At 71.9% G+C, this 19,478-nt stretch carries 18 protein-coding genes; 8 read left to right on the top strand and 10 right to left on the bottom strand.

The window, feature by feature from the left end; translation table 11 throughout:
* Window positions 1–62 precede the first annotated feature (62 nt).
* The 4 genes from OG595_RS07395 to OG595_RS07380 form a co-directional block, all read right to left on the bottom strand.
* Entirely contained in the window at window positions 63–485 is a 423-nt protein-coding gene (locus OG595_RS07395; RefSeq protein ID WP_329269180.1) for an acyl-CoA thioesterase, read from the bottom strand.
* Between the two features lie 94 nt (window positions 486–579).
* Window positions 580–1,224: a hypothetical protein gene (locus OG595_RS07390; protein WP_329269178.1), complete on the bottom strand. Its 645-nt coding sequence runs from the start codon at window positions 1,222–1,224 to the stop codon at window positions 580–582.
* Between the two features lie 65 nt (window positions 1,225–1,289).
* The gene (locus tag OG595_RS07385) at window positions 1,290–1,835 is read right to left on the bottom strand and encodes an HAD domain-containing protein (RefSeq protein ID WP_329269176.1); all 546 of its coding nucleotides are present in this window, start codon (window positions 1,833–1,835) and stop codon (window positions 1,290–1,292) included.
* A gap of 48 nt (window positions 1,836–1,883) precedes the next feature.
* The gene (locus OG595_RS07380; RefSeq protein WP_329269173.1) at window positions 1,884–3,092 is read right to left on the bottom strand and encodes a pyridoxal phosphate-dependent aminotransferase; all 1,209 of its coding nucleotides are present in this window, start codon (window positions 3,090–3,092) and stop codon (window positions 1,884–1,886) included.
* A gap of 86 nt (window positions 3,093–3,178) precedes the next feature.
* Here OG595_RS07380 and OG595_RS07375 point away from each other — a divergent pair, with 86 nt between their 5' ends.
* Entirely contained in the window at window positions 3,179–3,826 is a 648-nt protein-coding gene (locus OG595_RS07375; RefSeq protein ID WP_329269170.1) for a winged helix-turn-helix transcriptional regulator, read from the top strand.
* Between the two features lie 99 nt (window positions 3,827–3,925).
* Here the strand turns inward: OG595_RS07375 and OG595_RS07370 are convergent, their stop codons facing one another.
* Genes OG595_RS07370 through OG595_RS07360 form a run of 3 tightly spaced genes read right to left on the bottom strand, consistent with a single transcriptional unit; the run spans window position 3,926 to window position 7,601 of the window.
* Entirely contained in the window at window positions 3,926–4,738 is an 813-nt protein-coding gene (locus tag OG595_RS07370) for a hypothetical protein (protein ID WP_329282712.1), read from the bottom strand.
* 41 nt (window positions 4,739–4,779) lie between these two features.
* Complete coding sequence (locus OG595_RS07365; protein WP_329269168.1) at window positions 4,780–6,048, bottom strand: VWA domain-containing protein; 1,269 nt, start codon at window positions 6,046–6,048, stop codon at window positions 4,780–4,782.
* Window positions 6,049–6,095: 47 nt separating this feature from the next.
* Window positions 6,096–7,601, bottom strand: a complete 1,506-nt coding sequence (locus tag OG595_RS07360) for an IucA/IucC family protein (protein ID WP_329269165.1) — start codon at window positions 7,599–7,601, stop codon at window positions 6,096–6,098.
* A 148-nt stretch (window positions 7,602–7,749) separates the two neighbouring features.
* Here OG595_RS07360 and OG595_RS07355 point away from each other — a divergent pair, with 148 nt between their 5' ends.
* From OG595_RS07355 to OG595_RS07340, 4 genes are all read left to right on the top strand, one after another.
* Window positions 7,750–9,261 carry an IucA/IucC family protein gene (locus OG595_RS07355; protein WP_329269162.1) on the top strand — a complete coding sequence of 504 codons (1,512 nt, stop codon included), beginning with the start codon at window positions 7,750–7,752 and terminating at the stop codon, window positions 9,259–9,261.
* A 167-nt stretch (window positions 9,262–9,428) separates the two neighbouring features.
* Complete coding sequence (locus OG595_RS07350; protein WP_329269160.1) at window positions 9,429–11,642, top strand: protein kinase domain-containing protein; 2,214 nt, start codon at window positions 9,429–9,431, stop codon at window positions 11,640–11,642.
* A gap of 68 nt (window positions 11,643–11,710) precedes the next feature.
* The gene (locus OG595_RS07345) at window positions 11,711–12,622 is read left to right on the top strand and encodes a HipA family kinase (RefSeq protein WP_329269158.1); all 912 of its coding nucleotides are present in this window, start codon (window positions 11,711–11,713) and stop codon (window positions 12,620–12,622) included.
* Window positions 12,619–12,921 (top strand): SelT/SelW/SelH family protein, encoded by a 303-nt coding sequence (locus tag OG595_RS07340; protein WP_329269156.1) that lies wholly within the window; start codon window positions 12,619–12,621, stop codon window positions 12,919–12,921. The genes OG595_RS07345 and OG595_RS07340 overlap by 4 nt, the downstream gene beginning before the upstream one ends.
* On the opposite strand, the gene aceB is transcribed toward OG595_RS07340, so the two are convergent.
* Both aceB and OG595_RS07330 read right to left on the bottom strand, forming a co-directional pair.
* Window positions 12,911–14,542: a malate synthase A gene (gene aceB, locus OG595_RS07335; RefSeq protein ID WP_329269154.1), complete on the bottom strand. Its 1,632-nt coding sequence runs from the start codon at window positions 14,540–14,542 to the stop codon at window positions 12,911–12,913. The genes OG595_RS07340 and aceB overlap by 11 nt on opposite strands.
* Before the next feature lie 141 nt (window positions 14,543–14,683).
* The gene (locus OG595_RS07330; RefSeq protein ID WP_329269151.1) at window positions 14,684–15,298 is read right to left on the bottom strand and encodes a nucleotidyltransferase family protein; all 615 of its coding nucleotides are present in this window, start codon (window positions 15,296–15,298) and stop codon (window positions 14,684–14,686) included.
* 167 nt (window positions 15,299–15,465) lie between these two features.
* On the opposite strand from OG595_RS07330, the gene OG595_RS07325 reads away from it, so the two are divergent.
* The gene (locus tag OG595_RS07325; protein ID WP_329269148.1) at window positions 15,466–15,780 is read left to right on the top strand and encodes a DUF5955 family protein; all 315 of its coding nucleotides are present in this window, start codon (window positions 15,466–15,468) and stop codon (window positions 15,778–15,780) included.
* Window positions 15,781–15,794: 14 nt separating this feature from the next.
* Here the strand turns inward: OG595_RS07325 and OG595_RS07320 are convergent, their stop codons facing one another.
* Window positions 15,795–16,598: an IclR family transcriptional regulator gene (locus tag OG595_RS07320; protein WP_329269146.1), complete on the bottom strand. Its 804-nt coding sequence runs from the start codon at window positions 16,596–16,598 to the stop codon at window positions 15,795–15,797.
* A 281-nt stretch (window positions 16,599–16,879) separates the two neighbouring features.
* Here OG595_RS07320 and allB point away from each other — a divergent pair, with 281 nt between their 5' ends.
* Both allB and alc read left to right on the top strand, forming a co-directional pair.
* Window positions 16,880–18,220, top strand: coding sequence for an allantoinase AllB (gene allB / locus OG595_RS07315; protein WP_329269144.1), 1,341 nt, complete (start codon window positions 16,880–16,882; stop codon window positions 18,218–18,220).
* 85 nt (window positions 18,221–18,305) lie between these two features.
* Window positions 18,306–19,421 carry an allantoicase gene (gene alc / locus OG595_RS07310; RefSeq protein WP_329269142.1) on the top strand — a complete coding sequence of 372 codons (1,116 nt, stop codon included), beginning with the start codon at window positions 18,306–18,308 and terminating at the stop codon, window positions 19,419–19,421.
* The last annotated feature ends 57 nt before the right edge of the window (window positions 19,422–19,478 follow it).

Genomic DNA, 19,478 nt, shown 5'->3' with positions numbered 1-19,478 from the left:
AGAGTCGCGCGCCAAGTTGGGAATGCCGTGGGGTGACGGTAGGAGGTCGCTGTGAGTACCGGTCAGAGTCCGAAGAGTCGCGGTTGCGACGCCAGTGCGCGGAAGTACTCCTTCGGGTCCGCGACGAGCTTGCGCACCTTGAGATCCATCAGCCCGCCGACCCCCACGAGTTCCGCCGCGACCGTGCCGTCGGCCTTGCGGATCGTCTGCCGGATACGGAAGGTCCTGCCCTCGCCCCAGAGGAACTCGCAGGTCACCTCGACCTCGTCGCCCGCGAGTAGCTCCCGCTGATAGCGGATGGTGGTCTCCAGGGCCACCGGACCCACACCCTTGGACATCAGCTCCGCCTGGCTGATGCCGGCCGCGTGGAGCAGGGCCCAGCGGGCGTGCTCCGCGTAGTTGAGGTACACGCTCTGGTTGAGGTGTCCCTGCACATCGGTCTCGTACCCGCGCACGGTCACCGGGACGGAAAACGGTTCGGCCACGACTTCCCCTTCACGACTGCTCGGCTTCGCCATGAGGACGCAAGCGTACTGAGCGGTTGCTCACAGCCGCCAACTGTCCTTGTGCGTGCGGCCGTTACTTCCGCCGGGGGGACGCCAGCAGATAGCGCGTGCCGGTACGCGGCTCGCTGTGCTCGCCGGCCTGCCAGCCCGCCTTCTCCAGCGTGGCCGCGCAGGCCCGCAGCGCGTCGCCGTCGGACTCACGCACGGCGACGGCCTCCGGCTGCGGAGTCGCCCGCACCCGGTAGCCGCCGGCGCCCTTCCCGTCCGCCGGGAGGTGGCCGGCCGCCTCGAGCGCCAACGCGGCGGCCTGCACCAGATGCGTACGCTCCCAGCCGCACGGACGGTCCGTGGCCCCGTCCCTGTTGGTCATCCGACGCAGTTCCAGCAACCCCTGCCAGGCACTGTGCACCTCACGCGTCCGGGCGGGACCGGCGGCCGGTGCCTCCGCCTCGCCGCCCACCCGTGCGGCGAACGCCCCGGTGCCCCCGGACGCGGGGGCAGCCCCGGCGGCGACAGGTGTGTCCGTGGGCCGCGTCTCCTCCCGTATCCGATGGCCGGCCGGTGTCAGGAAGTGGTCGTGCGGTGGCCGCGGGTGCCGGAAGGCGAGGCCCCGCCCGACCAGCGCGGCGAGCTGGAACTCCGTACCCCGCAGCCGTCCGGTGACGGGGTCGGCGGCGTCGATGACGCGTCGCTGGGCGGCGGTCGGCGGACGTGTCACGGCGCACCCCTCTCCGGCCGTCGGCTCGTACGGTCGATCGGTCGATTCGACCCGTTCCTCGAAGACTACGACCCGGTACTGACATCGCGAGCCCAGCGCTCCAGCTCGGCGAACTCGCGCTCCCCGAGCCCCCTGCGCGGGTCGATCCGCAGCAGCAGCGCCGGTCCGCTGTGATGCTCGGCCACATGGCGGACGTCGAGCTCGGTGATCAGGTCGTCCACCCAGACGAAGGGTCGCCCGTCGGCCCACTCCACGACGCGGCGCGTCTTCCAGTACAGCCCGTCGGGGTCCTCGGCGAACAGGTCGGTGAACTCGATGACCGGCAGGTCGGCCGGCAGTCCGATCGCGGGGCCGATCATCTTGTTCGCCCCGTGCATCCAGGTCGTGGCCCACACCAGGTCGTACGGCAGGGCGAGCAGCCGGGCGCCGTGGCCCGGGTGGAGCCGTATCCGCAGGCCGCGCCGGAGCCGCCGGGAGCCCGGCTTCTGCTTGGCCGACCAGGTCGCGGGGTGCACCCGGTGGGTCACATAGCCCCGGTGGCGCAGGAGCCGGGCGCGGAACGGGTTGAGGGGGCCGTCGACGTCGAGGAGGAGCAGTGGTCGGTCCGTCATGGGGACGGAATACCCATGGCGGACGCCGGTCGACCGCTCCGGCGGGCGCTACTGCCGATAACCGCTCAGGAACCGCCCGATCCTGCTGATCGCCACCTCCAGGTCGTCCGCGTGCGGGAGGGTGAGGATGCGGAAGTGGTCGGGGGAGGGCCAGTTGAAGCCCGTACCCTGCACGACCTGGATCTTCTCCTGGAGGAGCAGGTCCAGGACGAACCGCTCGTCGTCGTGGATCTTGTGCACGGCGGGGTCGAGGCGCGGGAACGCGTACAGCGCGCCCTTCGGCTTGACGCACGAGACGCCGGGGATCTCGTTGAGGCGTTCCCACGCGCGGTCGCGCTGTTCGCGCAACCTGCCGCCGGGAGCGGTGAGTTCGTAGATGGACTGCCGGCCGCCGAGCGCGGCCTGGATGGCGTACTGCGCGGGCGCGTTGGGGCACAGCCGCATCGAGGCGAGCATCGTCAGGCCTTCGAGGTAGCTGCGCGCGTGCTGCTTCGGGCCGGTCACCACCAGCCAGCCCGAGCGGAAACCGGCGACCCGGTACGTCTTCGACAGTCCGCAGAAGGTCAGGACGACCAGGTCGGGGGCGAGTGCGGCGGCGGAGTGGTGCACCTCGTCGTCGTACAGGATCTGGTCGTAGATCTCGTCGGCGAAGACCATCAGGCCGTGGCGCCGGGCCAGATCGAGGATGCCTTCGATGATCTCCTTCGGATAGACCGCGCCGGTGGGGTTGTTGGGGTTGATGATGACCACGGCCTTGGTGCGGTCGGTGATCTTCGCCGCCATGTCGTCCAGGTCCGGGTACCAGTCGGCCTGTTCGTCGCAGAGGTAGTGGACCGCCTTGCCGCCCGCGAGGGTCGTGACCGCCGTCCAGAGGGGGAAGTCCGGGGCGGGGATGAGGACTTCGTCGCCGTCCTCGACCAGTGCCTGGACCGCCATCGAGACCAGTTCCGAGACGCCGTTGCCGAGGAGGACGTCGTCGACGTCGACCTCCAGACCGCGCTCCTGGTAGCGCTGGGCGACGGCCCGGCGGGCGGAGAGGATGCCGCGCGAGTCCGTGTAGCCGTGGGCCTGCGGCAGCATGCGGATCATGTCCTGGAGGATCTCCGGCGGCGCCTCGAAGCCGAAGAGCGCGGGATTGCCGGTGTTCAGGCGCAGGACGCTGTGGCCCGCCTCCTCCAGCGCGTTGGCGTGCTCGATCACCGGCCCGCGGATCTCGTAACAGACCTCGCTGAGCTTGCTCGACTGCCGGAACTCCATGCGCTTACGCCCCTCCGGTTTGTGTGTTGCTTGGTTTTACCAAGTTCCAGCTTGGAAAGTCCAACAACATGTCTAGACTGCGTCGCATGTCACCGCGCCGAAGCTACGACCAGTACTGTTCCACCGCTCGCGCCCTCGACGCCGTCGGCGACCGCTGGACCCTCCTGATCGTCCGGGAGCTGCTGGCCGGTCCGCGCCGCTACACCGACCTGCACACGGATCTGCCGGGCGTCAGCACGGACGTACTGGCCTCGCGGCTGAAGGACATGGAACGCGACGGCCTCGCGACCCGGCGCCGGCTGCCCCCGCCGGGAGCCGCGTCCGTCTACGAACTCACCGGCCGCGGGCGGCGGTTGCTGCCGGTGCTCCAGGCGCTGGGGGAGTGGGGCGCGCCCGAACTGGGCGAGCGCCGGGCCACGGACGCCGTACGGGCGCACTGGTTCGCGCTCCCGTTGCTGCGCGGCCTGGACGCGGTGGGCGACGGGGCGGGCGGGGACGTGCTCGTCGAAGTCCGGCTGGAGGAGGGCGAGTTCCACCTGTACGTCGGCGCGGAGGACGTTCCGGTGTACGGCGCCGGGCCGGCCCCCGAGGAGCCCGACGCCCGTCTGTCGATGGACACCGGCACGTGTGCTGCGGTCGGCCGGGGAGACCTGGGCGTGCTGGACGCCGTACGGAGCGGACGCATCGAGGTGACCGGAGAGGGCACCCTCGCCAAGGCCCTGCGCGAGGCCTGACCCGAGATCGGGGCCTGATGCCCGATCGAGACCCGATACGGGACATGCCCGCCGCGCGACCGTGCGCGGCGGGCATGCTGACGAACCGTCAGGACTGGCTCAGGCCCCCGGCGGAACCTGCCTCGGCCGGCCCGAGCCACGCGTCAGGGCGTAGCCGCCGACGCCCGCCAGGGCGGCCAGCGCACCGCCGATCGCCGTCCAGACCCAGCGGTCGGACCACCAGCCGGAGGACCAGCCGTCGTCGGGCTCGATGCTCGACAGCACCGCGGAGGTCGTCGAACCGTCCGCTGTGTCCTCGGAGTTCTCGGACCTGACCGCGATCCCGGGTACCAGCGGCTCCGCCAGCGAGCCGTCCACGGCCGCCGAACCGCCGATGTCCTTGGAGTCGATCCGTACTTCGGCGCCGACCGGGAGGCCGAGGTCGGAGGTCGCGAGGTTCACCGTCGTCAGCCGGATGTAGTACGTGCCCGGCAGCGGGTCGTTGGCCCACTGCTCCGACCAGGCGCGGACCGTGCGCAGGGTGCACGCCAGTTCCACCGACGCGGTGCCCGAGGCGGCGGTGCGCGTCTGGGCGCCGTACTGGCAGGCCTGGCGGCGCCGCAGACCGTCGTACACGTCGAGCTGCCAGGTCTCGGACGCGTGCGTGTCCGGCAGCTTCACCGTCGCCTTGACGGTGGGGCGTTGACCGGCGTCCGCGGGGAACGACCAGTACAGGTAGTCGCCCGCCGAGCCGCTCGCGGTGGCCTGCTGCCCCTGGTCGATCTCCGTCGCCGTGCGGAACGACGTGCCGGCCGAGGTGGGGGCCGAACTGCCGTCCGAGGGGCTCGCGGAGGGCGAGGCGTCGGCGACGGCCGGGGTCGCGGCCAGCCCGACCATCAGCACGGCCGTGCCCAACGCACGGCTGCCGCGCATCAGTTGACCCTTGGGAACTCGCAGCAATTCCAGCACTCGCATCAGTTGGTCCTCCATACCGAGACCCGCAGGCGCGAGATCCAGCCCCACAGGACACCCGTGAGGAAACCGATCAGGACGAGCGTGCCCAGCAGCCACCAGCCGCGGCCGAGGCCGAAGGAGGCCACGTCGCTCGCCCGGCTCGGGCCGTCGACGACGTCGACGGTCAGTTCGAGCGGCAGACCGGGCGTGGTCTTCACGCCACCGGCCGCCGAGAAGGAGTTGGTGACCTGGAGACACACGGTCTCGGCCACCGACTCGTCATCCTCGTCGTCGGCCTCCGCCTTCGCGTAGCGCAGGCCCGTCGAGACGACGTCGGTACGGCCGGTGCCGTTGCCCTCGCCGCGGACGATCTCACGGCCGTGCACAGTCATCGCCCGCAGCAGCACCCCGTAGTCGGGGTTGACGGCCCGGTCGGCGGACACGCTCACCGAGGCGCGCAGTTCCTTCCCCGGCTCGACGTCGACGCGGTACCAGCGCTGCTGTCCGAACTCCTCACGGTCCGTGTACAGACCGGACTTCACCGCCGGGGCGTCCGTGCACCCGGCCGCGCCCTCGACGGCCACCGGCGTCACCACCGGGTCGGCGGCCCGGACGACCAACTGGTTGACCTTGTCGGCGAGTTCGTCGGTGTGCTCGACCGACGTGTAGGTCCCGCCGGTCGCCTCCGCGATACAGCTCAGCTGCTGGCGCATCTTGGTGTTCGGGACCAGGCCGAGGGTGTCGATGGTGAGGCCGATGCCCTTGGCAGCGATCTCCCGGGCCACCTCGCACGGGTCGAGCGGCGCGCAGGTGTCCTCGCCGTCGCTGATCAGCACGATGCGCTTGGTGCCCTCGCCGCCGTCGAGGTCGTCGGCGGCCTTCAGCAGGGCGGGGCCGATCGGCGTCCAGCCGGTGGGCGTGAGGGTCGCGACCGCCGCCTTGGCCTCGACGCGGTCGAGCGGGCCCACCGGGTAGAGCTGCGCGGTGTCCTTGCAGCCCTCCTTGCGGTCGTCGCCGGGGTAGTTGGCGCCCAGCGTGCGGATGCCGAGCTGGACCTCCTCGGGTGTCGCGTCCAGTACCTCGTTGAACGCCTGCTTCGCCGCGGCCATCCGCGACTGGCCGTCTATGTCCCGGGCCCGCATCGAACCGCTGACGTCGAGAAGGAGGTTGACCTTGGGCGCGAGTGCGGTGATTTCGTCGGCGACGGCTTCGGCCGGGACCGCGATCCCGGCCGCCAGGGCGGTGAGCAGGGCGCAGGCGCCCGCCGCCAGCCGTTGTCTTGTGATCATCGACGGATCCTATTGACCCGGGGTCGTCGGCTTCAAAACGGGACCCGTCAGTCGCCTCCCCGCTTCACCTCCCCCAAGGGGTTGGGCAGTTGGGTCCACAGGTCCCCGGGCGTGTCCGGCGACAGCCGCATCAGGGTCAACGCCTTGGTGGGCAGGGGCTGTTCGAGCAGCGCCAGGAGATCCGGTGTGCGCGGCAGCCCGTGTACCGCTGTCTCCAGCGCCTCCCGCAGCGCCGCCTCCGAACCGGCCGTCGCACCCAGCGCCCCCGCGACCAGCGAGCCGAACAGCTTCCGGCGCAGGGTGGGTTCGTCGTCGGTGACGATCCGTCCGGCCAGGTCCGGCACCGCGATGCCGTGCCGGGCCAGCCGGGCCGGACTGACGCGGATGTCGGCGAGGTCGCGGTAGACCAACCGCAAGGGGTCCCCGGTCGCCGACAGCACGACGAGGAGATTCTGACCGTGTGCCTCCAGGGCGACGCCCAGATCGAGCAGACGCAGACCGATGGTGAGGGCGAGACGCGTGAACCCGGCCAGCCAGGAGGGTGATCGAGGAAACCCCGTGGCGGCGAGGGCCCCGACGGGCACCACGCGTTCACCCGCCCCCGAGTCCGCGTACACGTCCGGTGACTCCCTCAGCACCGCTGCCAGATCGGGGGAGCCGGCGGTGACCGCGCCGAGCGTGCTGGTGATGTGCAGCAGCCCGTCGAGACGCGCGGCCATCGACTCCATGAACGCCGACACCGTCGCCGCCGTCTCGATCGAGTACGGCGAGATGTCCCGTACCGAGGAGGTGAGCCGGGCGCTCAACGCGGTCTTGAGGTGCGGTCCGCCGTCGGGGAGGGCGAGGCTGCGCAGGGACATCAGAGGATGCGCCGACAGACCTGCCCCGCCGGGGAGCCGGATCACATGTGCCGCCTGCCAGGGGTGCACCGGAATCAGCGGACGTCCCCCGTCCCGCAGCCACTCGGGCCACTCGCCCCGCACGGCGCAGCCGTCCGCCGCCACCAGCGCCAGTTTCACGACCGGCCGGTGCTCGGGCCCGTACGCGAGCTGCTCGGCCACGGAAAAACCGGGCCGGGAACGGCAGTTGGGATGGAAGGGATGGCCGTCGACGACTCGCTGCTCCCACTCCCAGCTCGCCGCGGGATCACCTGGGACGCCCTCCTGGCCGGCACGGGACAGGGCCAACGAGGCCACGCTGTGCCCGAGTTCGGCCGCGAAGGCGAGTCCGTGCGGGACGGCCAGGTCCGTCATCAGCCGCGCCGGATCGTCGTAGGACACCGCCCCGAGCCGTACGGCGGTGACCCGGCCGTCGACGGCGTACGGGTCGGCGTACGGGCCCTCCAGCCTGCGGCCGTCCGCCGGCAGCAGAACCGTGCCGCCCTCGCGGCGGCCGGTCCACGGCAGCGGCTCGTGGACGAGCGCCCGCCACAGCCGGGTCAGTACGGCGGCCCGCGCGCCGGGCAGTTCGGCCGCGTACCGCGACACGAGGTCGGGACGTACGGCGGCCAGTTCGTCGGCGACCTCGGCCTCTGCGCTGGAGGGACGGTGCACGGCGGGCTCCTCGGGTGGGGGTACGGGTGCGGGTTTGGGTGCGGGTATGTGCTGGTGAACGGGCATGGACGACGACAGACATACTTGATCGTCAGCGCACCGCGGAAACCGCGGACGCAGGGAAGCACCGTAAGAAACGAGGGAACGCGTGGACCCCACCAGGCCCCCCACCGCCCCCCCGGCCGGACACACGGACGACGGCATCGGAGCGCGCGCCGACGCGTACGCGACCGCGCCCCTGCTGAACTGCCTGCTCCGGGAGGTGGCGCAGCCGGTTCCGGGGCCGGGCGGGCCGCGCGTGTACCGGCTGCCGAGCGGGGAGCGCCTGCTGCGCGTGCGCGGGGGACGGCGGCCCGCCGCGCCCGAGGTGAACACGGGCGACGGCACCTGGCACCCGGTCGGTCACGCCGAACTCGTCAAGCTCGTGGCCGAGGAACTCCAGGCGTACACCGGTCTGTCCAACGCCGAGCTGCCCGCCGAGATGGCCGACAGCCGGGACGCGGTCGCCGCACTGCTCACCGCCCGGGCCCGGACCACCCCGCCCGAGGACCCTTACCGGCGCTCCGAGCAGTCGCTCCTCACCGGTCACCCCTACCACCCGGCGCCCAAGGCGCGCGGCGGCGGCCCGGTCGCGGGCTGGCTGCCGTACGCGCCCGAGGCGTACGCCGCCTTCCCGCTGGTGCTGTTCGGCGTGCGCGAGGACGCGGTCGCCGAGGAGGGCGACGTATCGGCCCTGGACGCCTTCGGCACGGCCCCGCCCGGCTACCGGCTGCTGCCTGCCCACCCCTGGCAGCTCGACCTCGTCGGCCCGGCCCTGGCGGACGCCTTCGCGGACGGCCGGCTGATCCGGCTGGGCACGACCGCGTCCGACACCTGGCCCACGGCGGCGATCCGCACGCTGTACGCGCCCGAGCACGACCTCTTCGTCAAGTTCAGCCTCGACGTCCGCATCACCAACGACGTACGCCGACTGTGGCGCCACGACCTGCTGGCACTGCGCCGCACGGACGCGGCGGTCGTCGCCGCCGCCGAGGGCCGGCCGGTCTGGCTCGGCGACCGGGGCTACCGCACCGCCGACTTCGCCTTCGAGGAGCTGGCGGTCCTGGTCCGCGACGGCCTGCGCGACCATGTCGTACCGGGCGCCACCCCGCTGCTCGCCGCCGCGCTGGTCGAGGGCTTCGACGGCAACCCGCTCGACGGGCTCGCCGACCCGGCCGCCTGGTGGACGGCGTATCTGCGCTGTGCCGTGCCACCGGTCGTCGAACTGTTCGCACGCTCCGGCGTCGTCATCGAGGCCCACCTCCAGAACTGCCTGATCGCCGTCGACGCCCACGGAACCCCCGTACAGGCCCTCTACCGTGACGCGGAGGGCGTGAAGCTGGTGCCGGACGTGACGCGGGCGGCGGGCTGGGAGCGGCTCGTGTACTGCCTGGTCGTCAACCACCTCACGGAGGTCGCTGAGGTGCTGCGGGAACGCCACCCGGGCTTCGACCCCTGGCGGGCGGTACGCCGGGAGCTGTCCCGCCACGACCTCCCCGAGGCCGCCGCACTCCTCGCCTCGCCCACCCTGCCCGGCAAGACCAACCTGCTGCTGCGCTGGACCGGCGCAGACGGCGCGGACGCCCGCTATCGGCCGCTGCGGAATCCGCTGGCGGGGTGAACCACCGGCGGGAAGGGAACCGTTCCGGACCCGATGACGTCATGAGCGGAACATCTAGACTGATGGCCGGTAATGGGAGCCTCGCGGCTGATCACGGCCGCTCGACGGGGACGGGGGCCGGGGCGATGAGTTCCCACAGCCGGGCCGGAGAGGTGGGATGGGGAGTCATGAAACCGCTCGGAGCAGGTGATCCCGCCTCTGTCGGGGAGGGCAGGTACCGGCTGGTCGGACGCCTCGGCCAGGGCGGAATGGGCGTCGTCTACTTCGGCCGGTCGCGGTCGGGCCGGGCGGTGGCCGTCAAGGTCGTACGGCCCGAACTGAGCACGGAACCGGGCTTCCGGCGCAGATTCGCCGACGAGGTGGCCGCGGCCCGCCGCGTCGGCGGTTTCCACACCGCGCCGGTCGTGGACGCCGACCCGGAGGGCGAGCCGGCCTGGCTGGTGACGGCCTACGTACCCGGCCCCACCTTGCGGGACGTGCTCGACCAGGTCGGCCCCCTGCCCGAGGACACGCTCACCGTGCTGGCCGCCGGCCTCGCCGAGGCGCTGGCCGCCATTCATCAGGCCGGGGTCATCCACCGCGACCTGAAACCCGCCAACATCATCGTCGCGGAGGACGGCCCCCGGGTCATCGACTTCGGCATCGCGCGGGCCCTCGACGGCACGGCCCTCACCCAGACCGGCTTCCAGATCGGCACCCTCGGCTTCCTCGCGCCGGAGCAGCTCACCGGCGGCACGCTCACCCCCGCGGTGGACATGTTCGCCCTGGGCGTGGTGCTCAGCCAGGCGGCGGGCCGCGCTCCCTTCGGCGACGGGGCGTCGGCCGCCTGGCCCTACCGCGTCGTCCACGAACAGCCGGATCTCACGGACGTGCCGGACCTGCTGCGCGGACTGGTCGCGGCCTGTCTGGCCAAGGACCCGCTCGACCGTCCCGGCCCGTCGGAGTTCCTCGACCAGCTCACGGTCCGGCATCCGTCGGACACCTGGCTGCCCGCCGAGGCGACCGCGCTCCTGCGGAGACAGAACCCCGCGGCGTACCTCGCGGCAGCGGACCGCCCGTCCGCCGGGCCCACCGACCCGCGTACGACGGTGTCCGTGCCGCCGCCGGTCACCGACGGGCAGGCGCTGGCCGGCGACCGGCGTGCGACGGTGTCCGCGCTGCCGCAGGTAGCCGACGGCCGGACCCGCGCCACGGACCCGCGCGCGACCGTGCCCGCGCCGCCGGTGGCCGACGGGCAGTCGCTGGTCACCGACCCGCGCCCCGCCACGTCCGCCCCGCCGACGCCCGCCGAGGGCCGCACCGAGGCCTCCTACCCCCTGACCGTCCAGTCGCCGCCCGGCCCAGGCTTCGGCCCCCCGCCGGTCCTCCCGCCGGCCCCGGACCCCTCCGGCGACGCCGGGGCACGGAAGAGCCGCCGAGGGGCGGTCGCCGTAGCGGCTCTGCTGGTCGCGGCGGCCGTCGCGGGGCTGCTCGTGTGGCAGCGCTGGACCGGCTCCGGCGAGCCCGGAGCCGACGACGCCGGCGGAACCTCGCCGTCGCCCCGGCGGTCGGCCCCCGCCGCGTTCCCCGACGCCGCGCTGCTGGTCCGGCTGGACACGGAGCCCGGATCGTCGGAATGCCACAGCGTGATCGGCCGCCGCGACTCCACCACGGACAACCCCGAACGGCTGATCGACGGGACCTGCGACGCCCTCCCGCAGTGGTCCCCCGACCACAAGTCGTTCGCGTTCACCCGCAAGACGGCGGAAGGGTCGGCCGTGTGGACGGCGAACGCGGACGGTACCGGCGCCCGCCGGGTCGCCGCCATCTCGGGCGGCCGGGTCTCCTGGTCCCCGGACGGCAGGCGACTGGCAGTCCTGCGCCGCGACGCGGACGACGTGCAGCAGCTGTTCACCGTGAACGTCTCGGACGGCTCCGCGCAGCGACTCACCACCGGCACCGGGAAGGTGGAGGACCCGGCCTGGTCCCCCGACGGCAAACTGATCGCCGTCTGCCTGCAGAAGACGTCGGGCTGGCAGGTCCACGTCGTCGACCCGGCACAGCCCGGCGCCGAACCCCGGCAGGTGACCCACCAGCCCCGGCGGGCGCTGGACGCCGTCTGGTCCCCGGACGGCCGTTACATCGCGTACACCGCCGGAGCGCCCGGCGAGGGCACGGGGGGAGACATCCACATCGCCAGGGCCGACGGCAGTGACGACAAAACCCTGGTGCAGACGGCCGCCCAGGAGATGGACCCGGTCTGGTCACCGGACGGCAAGTGGGTGGCCTTCGTCCGGGGGCCCTTCGACCGCCCGGCGATCTGGGCGGTCCGCGCGGACGGCACGGGTGCCCGCAAGCTCACCACCGGCAGCACACCGGAGGGGCATCCTTCTTGGCGCTGAGGCCGGAGCCGGGACCGGTGCCCGGAAACGCGATCCCGGCTGTCGCACCTGATCACTATGCTCACGGCATGAGAGAGGTCACGGCAACCCGCTACGTCGAGCCCCTGAGATCGGGCGGTTCCGTCCCCGGAGTCGTCGAGGCCGACGACCTCGGCACCTATGTCGTGAAGTTCACCGGCTCCGCGCAGGGCCGCAAGGCGCTGGTCGCCGAGGTGGTCGTCGGGGAACTCGCCCGCGCCCTCGGGCTGCGCTTCCCCGAGCTGGTCCTCGTCCACTTCGACCCGGCCACCGGCGCCCACGAGCCCCACCAGGAGGTCCAGGACCTGCTGCACGCCAGCGCCGGCCTCAACCTGGGCATGGACTACCTGCCGGGCGCCAGGGACTTCACACCGGAGACGGCGGCCTCCTTCGACGTCGATCCGCTGGAGGCGGGCCGGATCGTCTGGCTGGACGCCCTGACCGTCAACGTGGACCGTACGACGCACAGCTCCAACCTGATGGTCTGGCCCACGTTCGGCATCGCGCCGCCGCGCCTGTGGCTGATCGACCACGGCGCGGCCCTCGTCTTCCACCACAGGTGGGATCTGTCGGCCCCCGGGAAGGCGTACGACTTCCGCCGCCACGCCCTCGGCCCCTACGCCCCGGACACCCGCGCCGCCGACGCAGAACTGGCGCCCCGCGTGACGGAGGAACTGCTGCGCGAGGTACTGGCCGAGGTACCGGACGCCTGGCTGGAGACCGAAGCGGGCTTCACGACACCCGACGAGGTCCGGGACGCCTATGTGTCGTACCTCCACGCGCGCGTGCGGGCGTCCGCGTCCTGGCTGCCCACCGATTTCCCCGGCCGCGAGGAACTGGCCGCGGAGGACGCCCGACGCGCGGCGAAGACACAGCGGGACCGGCCGAACTGGCTCAAGCGGGTCCCCGACCTGCACGGCAAACCGGCGGCGGAACAGGATTGGTCGGTGCATCTCGGATGAACCAGGTCGGACCGGTAGTACAGATCGAGTACTGCACCCAGTGCCGTTGGCTGCCCCGCGCGGCCTGGCTGGCACAGGAGCTGCTCACCACCTTCGAGACGGAGCTCGGCGAGCTGTCGCTCAAGCCCGGCACCGGCGGCGTGTTCGTCGTCCGGGTCGACGGCGAGGTGGTCTGGGACCGCAGGGAACAGGGCTTCCCGGAGCCCACGGCCGTGAAGCAGGCCGTACGCGACCGAGTGGCCCCGGAAAAGTCCCTGGGCCACTCGGACAAGCCGGCTTCGTCGGAGATCAGCCCTTGAGCTGCTCGTACGCGGGCAGCGTCAGGAAGTCCGCGTAGTCGTCGTCGAGGGCGACCGTGAGCAGCAGGTCGTGGGCCTGCTGCCAGTGGCCGGCCGCGAAGGCCTCGTCGCCGATCTCGGCGCGGATGTTCGCGAGTTCCTCGGCGGCGATCCTGCGGGCCAGCTCCGGGGTGGCCTTCTCCGTGCTTCCTGCGTGCTCGAACTCGACACCCGCGTTGATCCACTGCCAGATCTGCGAGCGGGAGATCTCGGCGGTGGCCGCGTCCTCCATGAGGTTGAAGATGGCGACCGCGCCGAGCCCGCGCAGCCACGCCTCGATGTAACGGATGCCCACCTGCACGGCGTTGACCAGCCCGTCGTACGTCGGGCTGGCCTTGAGCGAGTCGACGGCGATCAGCTCGGCGGCCTCGACGTGGACGTCCTCGCGGAGGCGGTCCTTCTGGTTCGGCCGGTCGCCGAGGACGGCGTCGAAGGAGGCCATGGCGATCGGGACGAGGTCGGGGTGGGCGACCCAGGAACCGTCGAAACCGTCGCCGGCCTCACGGTCCTTGTCGGCCTTGACCTTCTCGAAGGCGACCTTGTTGACCTCTTCGTCGCGCCGGGACGGGATGAACGCCGCCATGCCGCCGATCGCGTGCGCGCCGCGCTTGTGGCAGGTGCGGACGAGGAGTTCGGTGTAGGCGCGCATGAACGGGGCTGTCATCGTCACGGCGTTGCGGTCCGGGAGGACGAACTTGGCGCCGCCGTCACGGAAGTTCTTGACGATGGAGAAGAGGTAGTCCCAGCGGCCCGCGTTCAACCCCGAAGCGTGGTCGCGGAGTTCGTAGAGGATCTCCTCCATCTCGTACGCGGCCGTGATCGTCTCGATGAGGACGGTCGCCCGGACGGTGCCCTGCGGGATGCCGACGTAGTCCTGGGCGAAGACGAACACGTCGTTCCACAGGCGGGCTTCGAGGTGCGACTCGGTCTTGGGGAGGTAGAAGTACGGGCCCTTGCCGAGGTCGAGGAGGCGCTGCGCGTTGTGGAAGAAGTAGAGGCCGAAGTCGACGAGGGCGCCGGGCACCTGCTGCCCGTCGAGCTGGAGATGACGCTCGTTCAGGTGCCAGCCACGGGGCCGCATGACGACGGTCGCGAGTTCGGCGTCTGCCTTGAGGGCGTACGACTTGCCGCTCGCCGGGTCGGTGAAGTCGATGTTCCGGGTGTAGGCGTCGGCCAGGTTGACCTGACCGAGGACCACGTTCTCCCAGGTCGGCGCGGAGGCGTCCTCGAAGTCCGCCAGCCAGATCTTCGCGCCCGAGTTGAGGGCGTTGATCGTCATCTTGCGGTCGGTCGGCCCGGTGATCTCGACACGCCGGTCGTTCAGAGCCGCGGGGGACGGGGCGACCCGCCAGGAGTCGTCGGCGCGGATCGCGGCCGTCCCGGGGAGGAAGTCGAGGGTCGAGGTGCGGGCGATCTCGGCGCGACGCTCCGCACGGCGCGCGAGGAGTTCGTCACGCCGGGGCGTGAAACGCCGGTGCAACTCGGCCACGAAGGCCAGCGCCGCATCGGTGAGCACCTCCTCCTGCCGGGGCAGGGGCTCGGCGTCGACGATGGCCAGCGGGGACGGCGCTGGTGCGGACATGAGCGGTCACTTCCTTCAGCGGGCTGATACGGGTTGCTGTGAGCTGCTTGGTACGGATGTTTCTGATCAGTGGATGCTAGTTTCCTCATCGTGGAAGTTCAATGATTTGTTGATGTCGAGATTCTTCGCGGCGAGGAGCCCCTACTCCAATCGATCCAGGTCCGCCGCGGTGTCGATGTCGTACGGCTGCGCCACATCGCCGCACTCGACGAGTGTGACCGCGCCGCCGTGGGCCCTGAGATAGTCGCGGGCGCCACGGTCACCGACCGCCGCCGCCGCGACCCCCGCCCAGTGGGCCGCGCCGAACAGCACCGGATGCCCGCGCGCGCCGTCGTACGAGGCCGCCGCGAGGGCCTCCCGGGAGGTGTGCTCCCCGGAGGTGTGTGCGGCGAGGACGCGGGCCATCGCCTCCGGCCCGATGCCCGGCTGGTCGACGAGCGAGACGAGAGCCGCGCGCGCCCCCGAGCCGCGCAGGGACGCCAGCCCGGCCCGCAGTGAGGACCCCATGCCCTCGGCCCACTCCGGGTTGTCCACCAGAACACACCCCGCCAGGTCCGCGCGCTTCCGTACGTCGTCGGCCTGCGCCCCGAGGACGACATGGACCGGGGAGCAGCCCGCCGCGCGCAGGGCGTCGGCCGCGTGTTCGACGAGAAGGCGTCCACGGTGTTCGAGGAGGGCCTTGGGCCGCCCGCCGAGCCGTCGCCCCCCTCCCGCCGCGAGCAACAGCCCTGCCACCCGGTCCGCTTTCTCCGTCATGCCTCCTGCATACCTGACGGGGAGCCGGACCGGCGGTGTTCATGGGCTGAATTTCGGTCCTCGGTGTGGCGCCTGTCGCGTGGGTGGCGTTTACTGTCCCGCGTCCCCGGCGCCCGACGAGCACAACGGGGGCGTGCGGGACGCGCGTGGGGGCCAGTGGGGGAGCTGTGTTGCGGAGCTTGGGGCAGAGGTCGGTGGCCGGCAGCGACGAGGATCCGAGAGTGGCGGAGTTACGGACCGCGGTGTCCCGGCTGCGCCGCGAACTCGCCGCGCATCCGGCCGAGTTCCCCGACCGTGGCATCGCCGAGGACGAACTGGCCTGTCTGGCCGCGATGGCGATTACCGGCAGCCCCGAAATCCCGCGCCTGCGCCGCTCGTTGCTCCTGATCGCCGGCGCGATCGGCTCGGTCAGCGCGCTCGCCCGGGGACTGTCGGACGTGCGCACCGCGGTGGATCTGTTCGGGAAACCGCCGCACCGCTGACCGACGGCCGGGAGTCAGTGGGCGGGGCTGCCCGAACTCGCCAGTGCCACCGCCAACTCGGCCGCCACCTGCTTCAGTACGGGCACGATCTTCTCGGTCGCCTCCTCGGTGACCCGGCCCGCCGGGCCCGAGATCGAGATCGCGGCGGCGGTGGGGGAGTCGGGGACGGAGACCGCGAGACAGCGGACGCCGATCTCCTGCTCGTTGTCGTCGACCGCGTAACCGAGGCGGCGCACGTCCTCCAGGGCGGCCAGGAAGCCGTCCGGGGTCGTGAGCGTCTTCTCGGTCGCGGCCGGCATGCCCGTACGGGCGAGGAGGGAACGCACCTCGTCCGGCGGGATGTCGGCGAGCAGGGCCTTGCCGACACCGGTGGAGTGCGGCAGGACGCGCCGGCCCACCTCCGTGAACATGCGCATCGAGTGCTTGGACGGAACCTGTGCCACGTACACGATCTCGTCGCCGTCCAGGAGCGCCATGTTGGCCGTCTCGCCGGTCTCCTCGACCAGCCGGGCCAGATAGGGGCGGGCCCAGGTGCCGAGCAGGCGGGACGCGGACTCGCCGAGACGGATCAGGCGCGGGCCCAGCGCGTACCGGCGGTTGGGCTGCTGGCGTACGTAACCGCAGGACACGAGGGTGCGCATGAGCCGGTGGATGGTGGGGAGCGGCAGTCCGCTGCTCACGGACAGTTCGCTGAGGCCGACTTCACCGCCCGCGTCCGCCATGCGCTCCAGCAGATCGAAGGCGCGCTCCAGGGACTGGACACCGCCGGCGGCGGCGGGTTTGGCGGCGTCGGTGGAGCTGGCGCTGGGCGTCGGCACGGCGCGTTCCTTTCACTGCTGACAGGCGATGGTGCAGCCTACCGGGCGGTTGCCTGACGTTCTGCTGGCGGACAGCTACGTTCTGTTTTACGGAACCCTAATTCCGTCTTGTGGAAACATCCAGGTTGCCGCCCCGGTTGGCGTCGGGCCGGGCGGGTCGGCAGGGTGGCTCTTGACGGTGTGGGGTGGTCGGTGAAGACTCCTTCAACAGAAAGTTGAATTCCGTTACGTGGAAGTTAACGGCGGGATTCACGGTGCAGAGGCGACAGAGAGGGGTCCGGGTGTCCGCCATCGAACTGGTGTTGCGCTCGACGCGCGTCATCACACCCGAGGGGACACGTGCGGCCACCGTCACGGTCGCCGACGGCAGGATCACGGCCGTACTCCCGTACGAGGCCCACGTACCGCCCGGCCCGCGCCTGGAGGACTTCGGGGACGACGTCCTGCTGCCCGGTCTGGTCGACACCCACGTACACGTCAACGACCCCGGACGCACGGAGTGGGAGGGGTTCTGGACCGCCACGCGCGCCGCCGCGGCCGGCGGTATCACCACGCTCGTCGACATGCCCCTCAACTCCCTCCCGCCGACGACGACGGTCGACCACCTCCGGACGAAGCGGGAGGTGGCCGCAGGCAAGGCGCACATCGACGTCGGATTCTGGGGCGGCGCGCTGCCCGACAACGTCAAGGACCTGCGTCCCCTGCACGACGCCGGTGTCTTCGGCTTCAAGGCGTTCCTGTCGCCGTCCGGCGTGGACGAGTTCCCGCACCTCGACCAGGAGCAACTGGGCCGGTCGATGGCCGAGATCGCGGGCTTCGACGGACTCCTCATCGTGCACGCCGAGGACCCGCACCACCTCGACTCGGCCCCGCAGCGGGGCGGCCCCGAGTACGCCCACTTCCTCGCCTCGCGCCCGCGCGGCGCGGAGGACAGGGCGATCGCCGGCCTGATCGAGCAGGCGAAGCGTCTGCGCGCGCGCGTGCACGTCCTGCACCTGTCGTCGAGCGACGCGCTGCCGCTGATCGCGGCGGCGAAGGCGGAGGGGGTGCGGATCACCGTCGAGACGTGTCCCCACTATCTGACCCTCACCGCCGAGGAAGTCCCGGACGGGGCGAGCGAGTTCAAGTGCTGCCCGCCCATCCGGGAGGCCGCCAACCAGGACCTGCTGTGGCAGGCGCTGGCCGACGGCACGATCGACTGCGTGGTCACCGACCACTCGCCCTCCACCGCCGACCTGAAGACCGCCGACTTCGCCACGGCGTGGGGCGGCATCTCGGGGCTCCAGCTGAGCCTCGCGGCGGTGTGGACCGAGGCGCGGGAAAGAGGCCACTCCCTGGAGGACGTCGTGCGCTGGATGTCCACGCGCACGGCCGCCCTGGTGGGCCTCGGCGCACGCAAGGGCGCCATCGAGGCGGGCCGGGACGCCGACTTCGCCGTACTCGCGCCGGACGAGACCTTCACCGTGGACCCGGCCGCCCTCCAGCATCGCAACCGCGTGACGGCGTACGCGGGCAAGACCCTCAGCGGGGTCGTCAGATCGACGTGGCTGCGCGGCGAACGCATCGTGTCGGAGGGCGAGTTCACCGGGCCGAGGGGACAACTCCTCACCCGCACGCCCTGATACGCCTCCCCCTCCCCGTCCCCCTCTTCCCTTCTCCGATTCCCGGCACCCGCAGCGCCGACTCCGAAAGGCAGAACTGATCACCGTGACCGCGATTCCGAGCTTCACCGGCGACGCGAACCCCTACGGAGGCGGCGACCCGTACGCGGACTACCGCACCGCGGACTTCCCCTTCACCCAGTACGCCGACCTCGCCGACCGCCGCCTCGGGGCCGGGGTGACCGCCGCCAACGACGAGTTCTTCGCCGACCGCGAGAACATGCTCGTGCCCGAGCCCGCGGAGTTCGTGCCCGAGCACTTCGGCCACAAGGGCAAGATCATGGACGGCTGGGAGACACGGCGCCGGCGCGGCGCTTCGGCCGAGCACCCGTGGCCGACGGCCGAGGACCACGACTGGGCGCTGGTGCGGCTCGGCGCGCCGGGCGTCGTACGCGGCATCGTGGTCGACACCGCCCACTTCCGGGGCAACTATCCGCAGGCCGTGTCCGTGGAGGGCGTGTCGGTACCGGGTTCCCCGTCCCCCGAGGAACTGCTGGCGGACGACGTGAAGTGGACGACGCTGGTGCCGCGCACGAAGGTGGGCGGCCACGCGGCGAACGGCTTCGAGGTGTCGCTCGAACAGCGTTTCACGCACCTGAGGGTGAACCAGCATCCCGACGGGGGGATCGCGCGCCTGCGGGTGTACGGCGAGGTCGTCCCGGACCCGGAGTGGCTGGCGGCGCTGGGCACCTTCGACGTGGTCGCCCTGGAGAACGGCGGCCGGGCCGAGGACGCGTCCAACCTGTTCTACTCACCGGCGTCGAACACCATCCAGCCGGGGCGCTCCCGCAAGATGGACGACGGGTGGGAGACGCGCCGCCGCCGCGACCAGGGCAACGACTGGATCCGCTACCGGCTGGTGGCGCGGTCGGAGATCCGGGCCGTCGAGATCGACACGGCGTACCTGAAGGGAAACAGCGCCGGTTGGGCGACGGTGTCGCTCCGGGACGGCGAGAACGGCGAGTGGACGGAGATCCTTCCGCGCACCCGCCTCCAGCCCGACACCAACCACCGGTTCGTCCTGCCGGCCCCGGCGAAGGGCACGCACGCGCGCGTGGACATCTATCCGGACGGCGGGATCTCACGGCTGCGGCTGTTCGGCTCCCTGACCGAGGAGGGGGCGGGGGAACTGACGGCCCGGTATCGGGCGCTCGGGGGCTGAGGCGGCCTCCGCCGCGTACGGCGACGCGGCGGTGGGCGGACACCGGTGTCCAGCACT

The organism is Streptomyces sp. NBC_01451, assembly GCF_036227485.1.
Taxonomy (GTDB): Bacteria; Actinomycetota; Actinomycetes; order Streptomycetales; family Streptomycetaceae; genus Streptomyces.
Note: the sequence above shows the minus strand (reverse complement) of the source record. Positions and strands in the feature narration are given on the sequence as shown.

Bases quoted from the DNA above. Each gene is read 5' to 3' on its own strand.
- OG595_RS07385 (WP_329269176.1), bottom strand. From the start codon at position 1,835: ATGACGGACCGACCACTGCTCCTCCTCGACGTCGACGGCCCCCTCAAC.
- OG595_RS07380 (WP_329269173.1), bottom strand. From the start codon at position 3,092: ATGGAGTTCCGGCAGTCGAGCAAGCTCAGCGAGGTCTGTTACGAGATC.
- OG595_RS07375 (WP_329269170.1), top strand. From the start codon at position 3,179: ATGTCACCGCGCCGAAGCTACGACCAGTACTGTTCCACCGCTCGCGCC.
- OG595_RS07370 (WP_329282712.1), bottom strand. From the start codon at position 4,738: ATGCGCGGCAGCCGTGCGTTGGGCACGGCCGTGCTGATGGTCGGGCTG.
- OG595_RS07365 (WP_329269168.1), bottom strand. From the start codon at position 6,048: ATGATCACAAGACAACGGCTGGCGGCGGGCGCCTGCGCCCTGCTCACC.
- OG595_RS07350 (WP_329269160.1), top strand. From the start codon at position 9,429: ATGAAACCGCTCGGAGCAGGTGATCCCGCCTCTGTCGGGGAGGGCAGG.
- OG595_RS07345 (WP_329269158.1), top strand. From the start codon at position 11,711: ATGAGAGAGGTCACGGCAACCCGCTACGTCGAGCCCCTGAGATCGGGC.
- OG595_RS07340 (WP_329269156.1), top strand. From the start codon at position 12,619: ATGAACCAGGTCGGACCGGTAGTACAGATCGAGTACTGCACCCAGTGC.
- aceB (WP_329269154.1), bottom strand. From the start codon at position 14,542: ATGTCCGCACCAGCGCCGTCCCCGCTGGCCATCGTCGACGCCGAGCCC.
- OG595_RS07330 (WP_329269151.1), bottom strand. From the start codon at position 15,298: ATGACGGAGAAAGCGGACCGGGTGGCAGGGCTGTTGCTCGCGGCGGGA.